Origin of the sequence: Paenibacillus nasutitermitis, from assembly GCF_014641075.1 — a bacterium.
Lineage (GTDB): Bacteria > Bacillota > Bacilli > Paenibacillales > Paenibacillaceae > Paenibacillus_Z > Paenibacillus_Z nasutitermitis.
The window spans coordinates 1413547-1430023 of record NZ_BMHP01000001.1 but is presented as its reverse complement, the minus strand read 5'-3'; the positions used below and the strand labels follow the sequence as shown (position 1 = coordinate 1430023).

13 protein-coding genes are annotated in these 16477 nt (G+C 52.2%); 1 reads left to right on the top strand and 12 read right to left on the bottom strand.

Annotated elements, in window-relative coordinates; translation table 11 throughout:
* Positions 1 to 2: 2 nt before the first annotated feature.
* The 4 genes from IEY46_RS06115 to IEY46_RS06100 all read right to left on the bottom strand — a co-directional run bounded on the left by IEY46_RS06115 (position 3) and on the right by IEY46_RS06100 (position 7230).
* Positions 3 to 1121, bottom strand: coding sequence for an MDR/zinc-dependent alcohol dehydrogenase-like family protein (locus IEY46_RS06115; RefSeq protein ID WP_188990103.1), 1119 nt, complete (start codon positions 1119 to 1121; stop codon positions 3 to 5).
* 45 nt (positions 1122 to 1166) lie between these two features.
* Positions 1167 to 4517, bottom strand: a complete 3351-nt coding sequence (locus tag IEY46_RS06110; RefSeq protein ID WP_188990101.1) for a DUF5107 domain-containing protein — start codon at positions 4515 to 4517, stop codon at positions 1167 to 1169.
* Positions 4518 to 4751: 234 nt separating this feature from the next.
* Positions 4752 to 6518 carry an ATP-binding response regulator gene (locus IEY46_RS06105; protein WP_188990099.1) on the bottom strand — a complete coding sequence of 589 codons (1767 nt, stop codon included), beginning with the start codon at positions 6516 to 6518 and terminating at the stop codon, positions 4752 to 4754.
* Positions 6508 to 7230 carry a response regulator transcription factor gene (locus IEY46_RS06100; protein ID WP_188990097.1) on the bottom strand — a complete coding sequence of 241 codons (723 nt, stop codon included), beginning with the start codon at positions 7228 to 7230 and terminating at the stop codon, positions 6508 to 6510. Before IEY46_RS06100 ends, IEY46_RS06105 begins: the two co-directional genes overlap by 11 nt.
* Positions 7231 to 7419: 189 nt before the next feature.
* On the opposite strand from IEY46_RS06100, the gene IEY46_RS06095 reads away from it, so the two are divergent.
* A complete protein-coding gene (locus IEY46_RS06095; protein ID WP_188991731.1) occupies positions 7420 to 8436 on the top strand; it encodes a peptidoglycan DD-metalloendopeptidase family protein in 1017 nt (338 codons plus the stop codon).
* Positions 8437 to 8667: 231 nt separating this feature from the next.
* Here IEY46_RS06095 and IEY46_RS06090 read toward each other — a convergent pair whose 3' ends face one another.
* From IEY46_RS06090 to IEY46_RS06055, 8 genes are all read right to left on the bottom strand, one after another.
* On the bottom strand, positions 8668 to 8967 hold the full coding sequence (locus IEY46_RS06090) for a hypothetical protein (RefSeq protein ID WP_188990095.1): 300 nt from the start codon (positions 8965 to 8967) through the stop codon (positions 8668 to 8670).
* Between the two features lie 201 nt (positions 8968 to 9168).
* The gene (locus IEY46_RS06085; RefSeq protein WP_188990093.1) at positions 9169 to 10155 is read right to left on the bottom strand and encodes an ROK family protein; all 987 of its coding nucleotides are present in this window, start codon (positions 10153 to 10155) and stop codon (positions 9169 to 9171) included.
* Positions 10152 to 10835 carry an N-acetylmannosamine-6-phosphate 2-epimerase gene (locus IEY46_RS06080; RefSeq protein ID WP_188991729.1) on the bottom strand — a complete coding sequence of 228 codons (684 nt, stop codon included), beginning with the start codon at positions 10833 to 10835 and terminating at the stop codon, positions 10152 to 10154. Before IEY46_RS06080 ends, IEY46_RS06085 begins: the two co-directional genes overlap by 4 nt.
* A 2-nt stretch (positions 10836 to 10837) precedes the next feature.
* Positions 10838 to 11848 carry a Gfo/Idh/MocA family protein gene (locus IEY46_RS06075; protein ID WP_229750096.1) on the bottom strand — a complete coding sequence of 337 codons (1011 nt, stop codon included), beginning with the start codon at positions 11846 to 11848 and terminating at the stop codon, positions 10838 to 10840.
* Positions 11849 to 11908: 60 nt separating this feature from the next.
* A complete protein-coding gene (locus tag IEY46_RS06070) occupies positions 11909 to 13306 on the bottom strand; it encodes an FAD-dependent oxidoreductase (RefSeq protein ID WP_188990089.1) in 1398 nt (465 codons plus the stop codon).
* Positions 13307 to 13325: 19 nt separating this feature from the next.
* Positions 13326 to 14678, bottom strand: a complete 1353-nt coding sequence (locus tag IEY46_RS06065; protein ID WP_188990086.1) for an ABC transporter substrate-binding protein — start codon at positions 14676 to 14678, stop codon at positions 13326 to 13328.
* A gap of 29 nt (positions 14679 to 14707) precedes the next feature.
* Positions 14708 to 15544: a carbohydrate ABC transporter permease gene (locus IEY46_RS06060; RefSeq protein ID WP_188990084.1), complete on the bottom strand. Its 837-nt coding sequence runs from the start codon at positions 15542 to 15544 to the stop codon at positions 14708 to 14710.
* 17 nt (positions 15545 to 15561) lie between these two features.
* Positions 15562 to 16467, bottom strand: a complete 906-nt coding sequence (locus tag IEY46_RS06055) for a carbohydrate ABC transporter permease (RefSeq protein ID WP_188991727.1) — start codon at positions 16465 to 16467, stop codon at positions 15562 to 15564.
* Between the last annotated feature and the right edge of the window lie 10 nt (positions 16468 to 16477).

The window sequence follows — 16477 nt, the reverse complement described above, 5'->3', positions numbered from 1 at the left end:
GCTTACTCCGCTGCACCGGGAATCAGCAGCACTTTCAAGCAGTCTTTCCCTTTTTTGACCAGATCGAAACCTTCTTTGTATGAAGTCAGCGGAAGCTTATGGGTGACAACGCCTTCGGTCGGCAGACTTCCTTTGGCAATGCCGTCGATAACGATCGGATAACAGTATGGGCCCAGATGCGAACCCAAAATATCCAGTTCCTTGCGGTCGCCGATAATGCTCCAGTCCACCGTTACAGGATCCTTGAAAACACTGAATTCAACGAAGCGGCCCAGCTTGCGGATCATCGCAAGCCCCTGGACAACGGACGTGGGATGTCCGGTAGCTTCAATGTAGACATCACAGCCATAACCTTCTGTCAGCTTCTTGACCTCTTCCACTACATTTACCTGACCAGGATTCAGTACGATATCGGCCCCGAATGCTTTCGCTGTTTCCAGCCGGTCATCGAACAGATCCATCACAATAAGAGTGCCCGCACCGGATAATTTGGCCGCGGCGACCATGCCGAGGCCGAGAGTGCCCGCACCCGCAATGACAACCACGTCGCCCAGCTCAATTTTGGCACGCTGAACGGCATGCATGGAGCACGCATAGGGTTCGATCAGCACGGCCTCTTCCAGCGTCAGCTGATCCGGAACCATATGAACGATCGCTTCCTTCGGAAACAGCATATATTCCGCCATAGCGCCGTTGACGTTGCTCTGGAAACCGTAAATATCATGTTTCTCGCACATCCAGTATTGCCCGCGGTTGCAGAAACGGCAGTCCCAGCAAGGTACGATTTGCTCCGAGATGACCCGCTCCCCCACGGCGTGCTTCGTCACGCCTTCGCCGACTGCCGCGATGCGTCCGACAAATTCATGGCCGGGAATGACCGGCGCCTTGACATAAGCGGGCTGATTCTCGTCACCCCAGAACATCGGCGCTCCCGAGTAAGCTTTGACATCGCTGGCGCAGATGCCGACCCCTTCTACTTCAATCAGGATTTCACCCGGTCCCGCCTGCGGCACTGGTCTGCGCTCGTAACGGTAATCACCGGCTGCATAAGCGACAATGGCATTCATCGTATCCGGAATTAATTTTCCTGCAAGCTCGCTTGATTTGTGGTTGGCAGTCATGATGACAGCACACCTTTCTTTGTGGTTTTAGGAGTGGCTCCAGGGCTAAGCATCCAATGACTGATGGATTAGGCTGTGGGTGATGGCGCCCTGATGATTGGGTTCAAGGCGAAGCACTTCATCGAGCTGTGCCTGAGACTCCTCCGCCCGGCCAAGGCCAGACAGCCCAAGTCCGATCATATAACGGCAATGAATTTCATTGCGCTTGTTCAAATCGTCATCGAATACAAGAAAATCCGGAAGCGATACGGCAAAATAATCAAGTTTCACCTGGTCGAACAAATGGGTTTCCCCGTAATCGATCAGCTTGTTGAAACGGGATGCAGCTTCCTTGCCGTCTCCCAGCTTCAGCCAGGCAAGACCCTGGTAATAAATCGTTTCCGGCGGCTGATCATTATAAAACATCGCTCCCGCCGGCTCCCCGATTCCTTGCGATGCCGCGCGGAAAGCCTGCTTCGCTTCTTCCTGTCGTCCATCGGCTTCAAGCGCGCAGCCCAGATAATAATAGACAGGGTTCTCCTGAGCGCCGGCGAGCTTGCCTTCGCCGAGATTTACAGGATAGACAAGGGCTTTGCCCAGCATGTCAGCAGCTTCTTTATACGCATCGCCGGCAAGAAGTTGTCTGGCAAGCTCCACATGAGCCAGCACGTATTGACCGGTCACCTTGCCTTCGCCTCCTTCCCAGGGATGAAACTTCCGGGAATGAAGCAGGCTGAGCGCTTCCTCATGCTTACGTATTGTATTGTGAAGGGTAACATATTCCACGAACAAATCATCGCGCTGATCCACTTGATCCCGATTGGTGTTCAGATGATCAAGGCGCTCCCGGGCGCTGACGCCAAGCTTCTTGTACAGCTGATCGAGCTCATACAGGACACGGGCATCGCTTCTGTCAGCGGCATATGCCAGCTCCAGGTATTTGCGCGCTTTGCCGGGATCGCTGTGCTTGTTGTAATAGGCGAGTGCCAGATTGCGGTGGGAGGTCGGGAAGGTCTCATCCAGCCTGGTTGAGCTTTCCCAATGCCCGATCGCTTCCTGGTGCCGTTTCTTGTCATAGAGCAAATTGCCCAAATAATAATGAGCACGGGCATCGTCGGGATTTTGCCTCAAAGCATATTCCAGCACCTGAAGATCCAGCAGGCTGTTAGGGAAACAATAATCGGAATTGGCTGCCTGCCCTGCTTTGAGACGCTCTTCCGCCTCATCCTGCCGTCCAAGCTTGCCAAGTACGTATCCCAAGGTATAATGCACCATCGGATACGCATCCGCTGCATGCTCCGGCAGGGCATCTTCAAGGACTGCGGCCGCTTCCGCATACAACCCGCTGCCGATATAATCGGCTGCCAGTTGCAAATAGTTATGCGCATTGCCGCGCATCAGTGTCCTGAAGCTGTACAAGACGCCTTGCGCTGCTTCCGGCTGCCCATTGTCCTTAAGGCTTAGATACCTTTCATAATAAGCGCCGAAGTCGGCAACATCAAGGCTAATCGTTTCCAAGGCAAACCTTGCACCCTCTTCAGGCCTTCCCAGCTTCCGCAGCAGGACCGCCTTTAGATCGCGCGCTTTGTAATTCCGCGCATTGCGGATGAGTGAACGCTCGACCAGCTCCAGCGCTTCCTGAAAATCGCTCCGGCTGCACGCAATTTGAGCCAACGTAAAATATCCGCTGTCCTGCCATTGGGCGGACCATACCGATTTATAAAGCGCATCGAAGGCGTCGCTGTCCTTCTCCTGAAGCTTGAGCGCAAGGCCCAACTGGTAATAGGCTTCGCTATCGTAGGGATTGCCGTTGCGCCCGGTTAAGGTTTGGACCGCATGCCGGAAGCAAGCCTCGGCTTCCGTGAGTAGACCCCTGCGCAGCAGAAGCGTTCCATATGCAACATTGATGCGGATATCGCCGGGGCTTCGTTTCAATCCTTCCAGGTAATAATCTTCCGGCTCGAACGTCGCATGCCGGTACTGTTCCAGATGAAGCCCCGCCAGAAAAAGCTCCTCTACCGTCAGCAGCTCCTGTGGGAGCGGCATCGGCTTTGCCGCATCAGGCATTTTCTCGATAGCCGGTTCCTTCTCCTGGTACTGGACCAGCAAGCGTCCGGACTTGTCGCGTACGGAGAGAATCAGATCATGAGCTTGATCATCTCCCTGCAGCTTGAGTGATTTCGTGAATGCTTCAAGCGGCGAAAGGTCCACCTCCTGCTGCAGATACCCGCTGCTGGCGCTTGAAAGCTCCACTGATGCTCTTTCGAACCGCGACGTCGTGTAGGCCCGGATTTCTATTGTACCGGAAGCGCGATCGACTTCCAGATTGACCGCAGCATCCCGGGAAGCATTCTTCACGACCCCAACCCCCTTGTAGGGCATGAAATACTGCGTAAACGACTTTTCTTCATACGGCTGCAGCCATGTGAAATCCGGTTGGTTGTCTGTATAGACTCCCGTCATCAGCTCGATATAAGGGCCGTCCTCGTCGGTCAGATTGCGGTCCCAGGCCTGACCAAATTCGCCGTTCCCCCAGGTCCACTGCTTTTTCCCGGGAGAAATGTGATGGCTCGCTACATGAAGCAAACCCGCCTGAACCGAATGGTCGTAGCCGCCGACAAAATTATAATCGGAACGGTAAGCCATGTAGGAGGTAGGAACCGGTATATTCGTATAACGGGAGATATCCACTCCTGCCGAATAATCCATTTTATAATAGGTTCCTGTCGCGACAGGAAAACGCGACACATCCCGTTTGCCATGATCGAATACGGCATGCACATCCGGAGGAAATACGGATTGGGTATGATCATTGACGGCAACGGCCGGGTTCGCCCACCATAAGAAAGTCTGCGGTTCCGGCGTACGATTGTACAATTGGGCATGAATTTCCAGATAAGCCGCTCCTGCCTGGAGGGTGAACCCTGCAGTCATTTTCGTTCCGTACATCCGGTCAATTTCGCTGACCCACACCGTAGCGCTGCCGTCCACATTTTCACTGAATGTGCATTCGACTGCTCCATACGTATTGGGCCGGTGATGCTGAGGCCAGTTGAATTCAATCCCCCCCGAGATCCAGGGACCCGCAAGGCCTACGAGAGCGGGCTTGATCACGCGGTTATAATAAACAAAATCATAGTTGTTCGTCTTGTCCACGGCGCGGTAAATGCGTCCGCCGATTTCCGGCATAACCTCGATCCGCAGATATTCATTCTCCAGAATAATCATGCGATAGGTCTTCATTTCTTTGTCATCATTTATTTTATCAATCACAGGGTGGGGATAAACCTTCCCCGTGCTGCCCTGATAGACGCGTTTTTCCAGGAACATTGGATTTTTATCCGGATTTCCAACCCCGTAAGTGGGAATTTCAACGAATTCCTCCCGGACCGTAGCTTGTGAGATTTTCTTATTCATGGCTTCGTTCTCCTTTCCTCGTATGCTTAAACTTTACTAAGGAAGCAGCCGGAGAACAATTGACCATTAACGGATTATGATGGACAATATTCGGATTATCAACAAGTTACATTTAAAAAAAGTAGCAAATGATGATCCAACTACTCGTTCTATTTACACTAGAAAAGGAGAGCATCTTCAATGGGATGTTCTCCTTTGACATTCAATATTATATTTTCCCGCTTTGCGTCCTGACTATGGCTTGAGTTGGTCTGACGAATCCCATTTCAGCCGAATTACAGTACCGCTGCCTTGGGCGGTCTCCACCTCAATTGTTCCGCCAAGCCCTTCCGTCAAAGCCTTGGTCACAGCCATCCCCAGGCCGGTGCCTTCCGCTCTGCTCTCTGTATCCAGCCCGCGGTAATAACGCTCGAACAGCCGGGAAGCCGTCTGCTCGTCCATCCCCTCCCCGTCATCCGCGAAAGCAACGGTAACCCCCCCTCCTGCAGCGGCACTAACCGAAATCGTCAGGATCGTTCCTTCCCTGTTGTGCATCAGGGCATTGGCAACCAGATTGTCGACGATCCGTTGGAACCACGGCTTGTATACGGAGTAAATCACAGCACGATTCCAGGGAACAAAACGGATCCGCTTCTTTCGATATTGGGGGTGGAAGGAAGATTCACGTACCGCTTCTGCGATATACGTGTTCAGATCCACCTCTTCCAAAGAAGGTGCTCCACTTCCGCTCCGGGCTTGATAGGTTAGGGTCAGATCATTGATCAGACCCTCCATATACGTGGATTTATCCAATATGACCTTTGCAAATGAACGCACTTCATCCGCTGCCCATTCATACGTCTCGGCTTCCAGCATATGAGCGTAACCTTTAATGGAGGAAAGCGGCGTCTTCAGATCATGCGAGACTCCTGCAATCCATTCTTCCCGATTCCGCTCATACTCCGCCTGCTTCCGTTTGTTGATGCGGAGCGTTTCCGACAGTGAATCCAGGGAATGGATCACATCCCCGTATATGCGGTATTTTCGTTTCCTTCTACCGTGGCGGTTCAAACTTCTCGGGGTGCCGTCCGGCATTGCAGGTTCTACATAACTGCCTTCCCTCAGCAAACGCAGCCACTTGATCATGTGAATAATCGGGGCACCGAAGCTATGACCGAATAAATAGGAAACAATCGTGAAAACCAGCATCGACGCAAGCAGAAGAAGACCGATTCCAACAGCCAGCACTTTGCTTACCGGATCGATGAACGGTGATGCTTCCGGCAGATTGCCGGCCAATGGCGAAGTAAGTACCCAGGTCCGTTCGGTTGCCTGGTCATACTGGGTAAACTGCCTAGTGCCATATCGGTCGGGATAGAAGGATCGAAGCGCTATATCCTGAATAGAGAAACGTTCGAGTGCTCCTGTTGACGGCTTATTGGACGATGCCAGTTCATCGCCATCCGCATCAAGGATCTGAAGCCAGGAACCGCTCTCCCGTAGTTTCTCTCCCAAATTTTCGGGCAGCTCTATCGTTCTCCCGGCAATGGAACCCCGATCTGCCAGCTGCTTCAGAAGCGGATCCGCCTGTTTTTTCACCCCATACAACAGGGTATGGGTAACGCCATTCTTCTCCTGTATCCATAAATAGATATCGTAAGGAAATGGAGCCTCCCTCATCCAATAGGCATTTAATTCGCCCGGACCGTAAGAATCCGGTACATCCGGAGGCGTATAAAAAGCATCGGTTACATGTCCGCTTTCGTCGATCCGCTGCAGCCACCCTCCTTTACGGTGGACGATTTCAAGCATTTCGGAGTCAAACTTTAGATCGCCGCCTTCGGTTCTAATCGTGTCGACCAGCCGGGAGAGTCCAACATTCCCAAAATCGCGGTCTGCCTCGATGCGCATCAGTTGATGATAGGTCCAGTACAGGATCCCGCCTGCGATGACGGACAGAATGAAGCCGACAAGCAAAAACCAGGCAATGATGCGGAAGGTGAGCCTCCATTTAACGTTCATGAGCGTCTTCCTTCCAGACCAGCTTGTAACCCAGTCCCCGGACATTAACCAAAAATTCCGGTTGCGAAGGATCCGTCTCGATCCTCTCGCGTATGCGGTGGATATGAACCATTACGGTATTATCGTCGCTGATGCTCTGGTCGCCCCAGACCCGCTCGTAGAGCTCGCTTTTTGTAAACACCCGATTCGGGTTTTTGCAAAAGAACAGCAGCAATTGAAAAACAAGAAGAGGACATCCTACAGGAACTCCCTGAACCCGCAGCTTGGCAGCGGTCTCATTGACTTGGAAACGGCCAAAATCGTGCACCGTTCCAGCCGGCTTTCTCGCAGGCACTGCATGCTTGCGCGAACGACGCAGAAGCGATTTGATGCGTGCCACGATTTCAAGGGGGTTGAACGGTTTCGTTACATAATCGTCGCCGCCTACGGCAAATCCCGACAGCTTATCAAAATCCGTTGCCCTCGCACTCAAAAACAAAATAGGTGCTTCCGTGATCCGCCTTATAAAAGGACAGGCTTCCAAACCGCTCATATTCGGAAGCGTCACATCCAGCAAAATAAGATCATAATGATGCTGCTCACAGGAAGTAATAGCCGCTTCCGCCGTAGTTGCTTTGTCGATGTGGACAAAACCTTCTTTGCGCAGAACGGTCTCCAGCATCTGAAGAATCGCCTGCTCGTCGTCCACCAGAAGAATGGAACCATTGTTCAATTCGTAGTCTCTCCTTTGGCATGCGTGTGCTTATATTTTACCATGCCTGTGACCTGCGAGAACGGCTGCTGTCTTAACGGAATCTTAATTTATCGCAAGCCGGAATTAAGACGGAAATAAGACCCTGTTCTGAGGGTCATAAGATTAGAAGGATATGATGATTACATACTAATGAAAGATGGTGCGAGAATGAAAATCAAACTATTTACAGCATTGGCGTTAACGGCTGTGGTTCTGACGGGCTGCGGAAACGGTGATAAGAAACCGGAAGCAGGACCGCCTGCTGAATCAGCCGGTAAGGCTGGATCGAATACGCCAGGAAATTCAGGCACAAAGCCAGATATATTAGAAGCAAAGCTCAATGCGCAGCAAGTTGCACAAGCTCTTCTGGACGGCGACTACCCGAAGATTTATGAACAATTAAGTGAAGCATTCAAGCAACAGTTGACATTGGCGGAGCTGGAGACGGAACTGAAAAAAATTATGGTCAGTGTTGAATCATGGAAACCGGAATCGAAGCTGTCCGTGAATGAAGGGCAATACGTTACGTTTACGAATCAGGATCAAAAACTGGGTTTGATTTTCACAATGGGCGAAAAAAATGAAATCACAATGCTTCAGGCCATACCGCTGCAGAGCTTTCCGGAGACGGACTCCTCACCGACGAAACGGGTGTACAGTTTGCCATTCAAAGGGGAATGGTTCGTATACTGGGGCGGGGAGAATGTTCTGGCCAATTATCATTACGAAGAGGAAACGCAGCGTTATGCCAGCGATATGATCCAGGTAAAGGATGGCTATTCATATAATGGCGATCCAAAAATAAACGAGAGTTATTATGCATTCGGCGAGGAAATCTCAGCGCCACAGGATGGGAAAGTGGTCGAGATCGTGAACGATATCGATGATAATATACCCGGACAAATGAATCCTGACCAGCCTGCGGGGAATGTGGTCGTCATTGATCACGGCAACGGGGAATACAGCTTTCTGGCTCATTTGAAGAAAGGATCGGTTACGGTAAAAGCCGGCGACAAAGTTGCCAAAGGAGACACTGTCGGTCAATGCGGCAATTCCGGCAATTCCAGCGAACCGCATCTGCATGTTCAGGTATCGGACAATCAGGATTTGTTTTCCGGAAAATCGATACGAATGCAGTGGGAAAACGATATTAGGCTCCACCAGGGCGAATCAGTTAAATGTTAGAATAAATAAAGCGCTAAACGGCCACCTTATAACGGATTCATCTTAGAAGGATGAAATCTGAATGGGCATTCTGAGCGGAAATTCCAAATTAACCCTTGCACACGGCTAAGGGTTTCAGCTATGGATCGCATCCATTGTGGCAAAAAATCTGGTTTCCTGCTATCAGACGTTTCTCATATCATTAAACCCCCGCCCTTGAGAAGGCTGGGGGTTTAATGATAGATATGCATATCACTCGGCTTCATCTGTTCTTGGTTTGTCGACGGTATCCGGTATGTCGGAATCGAACACATCTTGTCCGGGGTACCCGCGATTGATGCCTTCATGTAAGGCGTGATTTTCATAATCAAAGCGATGTGAGGTCCGCTGGGATATCCGCCATGGCGTGCTTTTTCCGAGATTTTCGGAGATTATGGATGCGCCGTAAGGACCTTCCGGGAACTCTTCAAGCACCAGGTCATTTTGTTGAGATTCCACCGTTGACAAGTCGGAATAGACTCTCGAATGTTCCTTGAGAAATTCTTCGCTCATCTATATGCCTCCTTAATCCGATTGCTTCTTTTAATGCTGCATATCGCCCAACCCTGGACTGTGTTCTTTCGGCATATCAGGCTGCTCGCGTACCGGAAATCCTGCAGGCGGCTCGGCGATGCGCGCCCGCGCTGCTCATCCTTTTGCCGTTATGGGATTAGGCTTTCCAGCCCATCTGCAATTCATGCGCCGAGGGCCGCCTCAAACTCCATCCATATTGACAATGCTTTTGCTGCCGCCTTCTGTCCATACTTGGGCGGCAGCGCCCATAACTCCGGCGCGGCTCCCCAAGGAGATGGGGAGAATCTCGCAGGCTTCGCTCATCTTTGGCGATGTGCGTTCGTGCGTTTCCTCGCGCAAAGGAGTCAGCAGCGCCTCTCCTGCATCCGCCACGCCACCGCCGATGAAGACCACCTGCGGATTAAAGATATGAATGATGCTTGCTATGCCTGTGGCAAGTGCCTGAATGACGGTAGTCATTGCTATAGACGCGGGCTCTTCCCCTGCTGCCCAGTCACGCAGCAGCTCATGCGCCGAATAACGGTCGATCTCAGCCTGACCGAGACGTCCGGCTTTCTCAAGCTCTACGCGGGCCAGTCTTGCCATGCTTGTCCCCGAAGCATAAAGCTCCAGACAGCCGTAATTGCCGCAGCTGCACCGGGGGCCTTCGAAGTTAACCGACAGATGTCCAAATTCGCCTGCCCCACCGAAGCAGCCCCTTACCGGCCGGCCCGACTCCACGATAGCTCCTCCTATGCCGGTTCCCAGAGCCAGACATACGAAATGCGAATATTCCTGACCTTTCCCGTACACCTTCTCCGCAAGCGCCAGAGCGTTCACATCGTTATCCACCCAAACCGGAATATGCTCATATAGCTCACGAACCAACGGGCGTATTGGGGTTCCCTGCCAATTCGGCAGTGTATCCACTGCAAATTCAACAATACCGGTGTCCGCATTGATCTGTCCGGCACTGCCGATCCCGATGCCTTTGACCTCCCGTCCCAGCTCCTCCGCCTGAGCGATCATCCAGCTGATGCTCCGAAGAACAGCCTGCATGACTTCATGACGTTGAAGTGCAGCGGGAGTCGGTACAGATTGATGCTTCACAATACGGCCGGATCGCTCCACCAGAGCGGTGCGGATCCGTGTCCCACCAATGTCCACGCCGACAGCCAGTCCGCTCATGCCCGACCAGCAGCAGCATGGGCAAACCGCCGCGTTATTTCCTGTGGCCGTGTAATCGCCGTCCCGACTACAACCGCGTACGCGCCGGCATTCAGGCAAGCCATGCATTCCTCAGGTGTCCATATACGGCCCTCCGCAAACACCGGTCGTCCCGATAAGCCTGCCAGAGAGCGAACCAGCTCCACATCCGGTCCGGACTGCTGCTTGCTGTAGGGCGTATATCCCGAGAGCGTCGTCGAGACCGCTTCGCAGCCCAGATCGAAAGCCTGAATTCCCTCTTCGAAGGTGGAGACATCGGCAAGCAGGAGCAGGCCGGGGAACTCGAGGCGTATAGCGGCAATGAAAGCAGACAGCGATAAGCCATCCGGCCTCTGCCGGTTTGTAGCGTCGAAAGCCACCATATCGGCGCCCGCTTCGGCAATCTCGCGTACCTCTGTGATTGTAGGGGTAATATAGATCGGCGACTGTTCGTAAACCCGCTTGTACAATCCGATCACCGGCAAGTTAATTGCCTTACGGATCGCAGCGATGTCAGCCGGCGTATTAGCCCTGATCGCTGCCGCCCCTCCGGCTTCGGCTGCACGGGCCATGGCCGCCATATGATCGGCACCGTATAAGGGCTCATTATCTAACGCCTGACAGGAAACAATGATTCTGCCTTGGAGGGACGCAAGATTCATTCTCAAGGCAGCTCACTTCCTATACTGACCGGCTTTCCTTCCCGCGCTGAACGTTCCATGCAGTCGGCGATATAGACGGCGCGGTATGCTTCTTCTACGGAGATCGGCAGCTTGGCGCCGCTGCGGACCGCTTGGGCGAAGGAGGCCAGCTCCTCCCGCATGATCCCGCTTATCCGGCCATACAACTCCACCCCGTAGGCGGTATCGGGATAATGCTCCCGCGTATCGGTGTGCACCTTGATATTCTGATCCAGCACATGGACATTCACAACGCCAGCGGTGCCGACAATATCCAGCTTGGCATCGATTTCCGAATAATGATCGGGAAGCACCCAGCCGCATTCATACAGCCCCACCGCGCCCGATGCGAATTTGAGAGTGGATAGCGAAGCGTCGGAGGTACCGTATTCCTTCAGGCGGTTGCTGACCTCTACCGTGTACACTTCAACAATGCGGTCACCTGTCACCCATTCGATCGCATCAATATCATGCACGCCAAGAAACATCAGGACTCCTGTTCTTCCCTGAATACGTTTGCCGTTGGCGTAAGAATTCAGCCTTCTGGCGAACAGATGCAAGGGAGCGCCGATGCTTCCGGCCCGAACCGCCTCATAGGCACGGTAGTAACGCGGATCCCAGCGCAGCGTGTGACCGACCATCATTACAATGCCGGAGTCCCTGACCATCCTGACGATATCTGATGCCTGTCCGATATCAGTTGCCAGCGGTTTCTCCATCAGTACATGCTTCCCGTACTTGCAGGCAAGCTTCGCAAGGGCGTAATGATGCTCATCAGAGGTGCAGATGCTGACCGCATCCAGTTCTTCCATGGCAAACAGCTGCTCGGCACTGCTGACTGCCTGTACGCCATATTCCTCGCCTACTTGCCGTGCGTATGATTCATTGATGTCGTGGACGGCAACGAGCTCTACGCCTTCCATTTCCTTGTAGATACGCAGATGCTGCCTGCCCATCACACCCAATCCAATGACAGCGGTTCTCATTTTTTCCATCTTGTCCATCCTCTCTTTCTGATCATGCATGCGTCTTTGCGGCGGTTATTTACCTTGCGATCAGTCCCTTGCTCCCAGATTCAGATTTTGCGGCAGCACAACATCCTGTCTGATCAGCTCTTCCTGAAGAATGCCGATCTCGATATCCCGCAGACGGGAGCTGGTTTTCACAGCCGTTGCTGCAGCTGCGCCTGCCGCTTGGCCGAGTGCGAACGCACATGGCATGACGCGTATTGCCGCATGCGCTTCATGGGTAGCGGATACGCAACGGCCGGCTACCAGCAAACCTTCCGTCTCTACCGGAACCAGGATACGGTATGGCAGCTGATAAACATTGGCTGTATGGAAATTCTCGTCAAATTCCACCGAACCGCCGGTAGGACTGTGCAAATCGATCGGGTAAGAATATAAAGCTACAACATCGTCGAAGGGCTTGCCTGTTATCAGATCCTCCGCCGTCAGCATATATTCGCCGACCACTCTGCGCGTCTCCCTGACTCCGACCTGTGAAGCGGTATCCACGAGAGAAGCGTTCGCGAACCCGGGCACATTCGCGCGGAAGAAATTCATCAGGAAGAATACCTGCCTTCTTCCTTCCAGCTCGGCATGGACCAGATCTTCCACCTTCGTCCCGTCTTTGCCGGATATGCGTGTTGTGTTGACCCGCCATACACCGGGCTGAACTGTCTTATATAATCCGATCTGATCCTTGTTGATCGTCCATTTGCCTGCTTTTCGGGCCGCTTCCACAATATCGGAGAAAGGGCTGATCTCATCGGGATGATCGAGGATATACTGCTCCACCTTCTCATCCTCCACACCTGCAATGCGGAAGAACATCGTCATCGGCTGGGTCAGTCCATCGGAAACGCGCCCCTGTTCGGTCTTTGCGCCCGCCCGAAATGCGACATCGGCATCCGCGCTGCAATCAATCGTGACTTTGGCACGAATTGCCTGAGTGCCGGATTTGTTCAGAATAATGGCTCCTTCAACCCCGCCGTCCCCGACGATCGTTTCCATGAAAAAGGAATGCAGGAACAGCTTCACACCCGCCTCCTCCATCATTTCCGCAGCGACCAGCTTGACGGCTTCCGGATCGAAAGGCGTTACCTGACCATGCCCTTTCTGGAAAAAACCGGCATATGAGGTACCTGCATCCACATATCGCGGATGGATCGCGCCGCCGATCTCGACCATACGCGATACAAGCTCATCGAATACGCCTTTGATCAACTGCTCGCTGCTGTCGCCATTGAAAGAGGTCATGAAAGGGCCGACCAGACCTGCTGTCGCGTTCCCCCCCAGAAATCCGTAACGTTCCACAAGCGCTGTCCTCGCGCCTGCTCTGGCAGAAGCGAGAGCGGCGGCGATACCCGCCGGCCCTCCTCCCACTACAAGCACATCGATGTCCGCAACAACTGGCACGTCGGCCGAATAACGATAGGTTTCCGTATTCATAGTCGCATTTCCCCCTTTTTTATTTCCCGAGCAGCTCATCGGCCCGTTTTTTCATATTGGCGACAGCCTCGGCAGTCGTCTCGTCGCCGATCAGCGCACGTTCGCCTTCTTCGTTAGTAATTACTTGAAGCTCGGGATATTTGTCGAATTTCGTATCCACCACAAAATCTTTCACGCCAAAAGCAACCGCCTTGAACGAATTGATATCAAAAAGCTTCTCTGCGTTGTCGCCCAGAATCAACTCAGCTACCTTGTCCTGATCCGCATGCTTCCAGGCAGGAACCCGTCCTCCTGCAATCAACGGCTCGTTGCCTTCCGTTACATACCACTTCATGAATTTCCAGGCTGCATCCTTATTTTTGGTTTGGGAATTGATGGTGACATAATCCAGATACCCTGTGCCGCCGCCGATATTTTTGCTGGATGTCGAGATCTTCGGTGGAGGAGCGAATGCCGTCACGAAGTCATGCGGATAGCTCTCCAGGTTCTTGATGTCGCGCAGACTTGCCGTACCGACCCAGTTCATGGCAACCTGGCCGCCAAGGAACATACGCGAGCCTTCCATCTTGGACATTTTCGCCTCTGCATAAGGCGGCTGCGATTTATCCGTCTTTTCCATTTGGAACATGACATCGAGATATTTCTTGAATGCCGCATTATCGAAGTTGCTGCTGCCGTCTTCCTTGTACATGGCGTTGGCACCAAGCTCCGTCTTGACGGCTTTATCCATATATTCGAAGATTTTTGGCTGGGCGCCATTCACGAACGATCCCCACACCTTGTCGTTGCCTTGGCCTTTGGACAGCTTGGAAGCATAGGACACATATTCGTCCCAGGTCCAATCGGTAGGAATCGGCAGATTTGCTTCATCCAGCATCGATTTATTGATCGAGACAAAATCATTCAGAATGATAGCGGGAATATAATACGTCTTGTCTTCCATCTTGACGATGGCATTTTCGCCGAACTGGTCCTTCAAATCGAAGCTGTCGTTCTGCACATAAGTGTCCAGCGGCTCGGCCATTCCAGCCTGGATGCGTTTGACCAGCTTGTCCATACTGTAATTGATGAACAGATCAATTTCCCCTTTAGCCAGCAACGCCGTTTCCAGCTTCGTATTGCCCGCCTCGTCATTGATATAACGGACGTACTCGACTTGAATATCCGGATTTGCCGCATTCCAGGTGTCAAGAGCCTGCTTCGGACCATTTTCCTCCGGAATCGCACCCCAGAACTTCAGGTGGGTAACCGTATCGCTGTTGCTGCCGGAGTTCGATTCCCCCGTTTTTTCATTTCCATTGTTTCCTGAGCATGCACTCAGCAGCAAGGCTACGCACAACATAAGCACAAGACCGCTACTCATTTTTTTCATCTTTTTACTTCCTCCCCTTATTTGTTTTTCTATCCTTTCACGCCGCTTGAAGCGACACCCTGGATAAACCATTTTTGGCCGAACAGAAACAGAATAATAACCGGTAAAATGGAGCTTACGGATGCTGCCATCATGAGTGAATATTCGGTTCCCATGTCATCAATAAAATTGGTCAAACCAACCGGGACCGTATACAGCTTCTTGTCCGAAAGGAATACCAGCGGATTGAGATAATCATTCCAATGCTGCGTGAAGCTCAGAATAATGAGGGAGACAAGCGCAGGCTTGGCCAGCGGCATGATGATCTGCAGCCAGATCCGTACATGACCCGCTCCCTCCATAAAGGCAGCCTCCGAGAAATCCTTTGGCAGCGTGATGTAGAACTGCCGCAGGAGGAAGGTGCCGAACACCATGAACAGTCCCGGTAATATCAGCGCCCAGTGCGTATTGTAAATGCCCATATAGTTAAACACGATAAACCGCGGTATCAGGGTTACCTGATCGGGAATCATCAGCGTAGCCAGGTAAAGGAAGAAGACCGCGTCTCTTCCGCGGAAAGAAATGCGCGAGAACCCGTAAGCTGCCGCCGAGCTGATCAGCACTGTCCCCGCAACCGATGTCACGGTCACTTTAATGGAATTCCAGTAGTACAGCCAGAATGGATCGCTGCCCAGCCATACCTTCTTATAGTTCTCAAACTGAAAGGAAGGCGGGATCCATTGGATCGGATAATGGAATACTTCCAAAGGCCGCTTAAACGACGTGGACAGCATCCAAAGGAACGGAAGAATCATCAGGATGCCTGCCGCAAGCAATATAAGCGTAATCAATAGTTTAGCCGTTCGATTCCGTACTTCCGTACGCATGGCATGTCACCCCCTTCTTATTCATGCGCCCATTTTTGCTGACGCTGCCACTGAATCCAGGTAATCAGCAGAATCGCAGCAAACAATACCCATGCCATGGCCGAAGCGTATCCCATATCGTAGAAGCTGAAAGCAGCCTGATAGATATAGAAGGTAATGACGGTTGTTGCCGTACCCGGTCCCCCTTGCGTCATGATAAAGACCAGTGCGAATACCTGAAAGGAGTTAATGATTGTGGTAATCATCACGAAAAAAGTGGTCGAGGACAGCATCGGCAGAGTCACGCTTCTGAATTGACGAAATACCCCTGCGCCGTCAATGCTTGACGCTTCATACAGATCCTGGGGAATTCCCTGCAATCCCGCCAGATAAATAATCATGTTGTAACCGATATTCATCCACACCGTGATCAGGATTACCGACGGCAGCGCCCAAGCCGAGCTGGCCAGCCATCCCGGTGGATCGGCGATGCCCACTGAATGGAGCAGCGCATTAACCGGGCCCTGAGACGGATTCAGCAGAATACCCCAAACAATCGATACCGCCACAATACTGGAGATATAAGGCATGAAGATCATCAGCCGGATCGGCGATTTCAGGTAAGCGCTCTTATTGAGAGCAATGGCCGCCAGCAGCGACAGCAGCATGACAGAGGGAACGACAGTCAGCGTAAACAGAGCATTATTGCGCAGACTGGCGGTAAAACGAGCATCGTCCCACATCTTGACATAATTGTCCAGACCGATAAAATGAATCGAACCCGCTCCGCTCAGAAAATTCCAGTTGGTAAAACTGAGCAGCAGGGACAGCAGGACCGGAATAAGGGTAAACAGGAGAAACCCGATTAGACTTGGCAGAATGAAAAGCCAACCGGTCATGCTTTCTTTTTGTTTTCGGTTGCGTTTAATAACATTCACCCCCATAAGCTCCGTA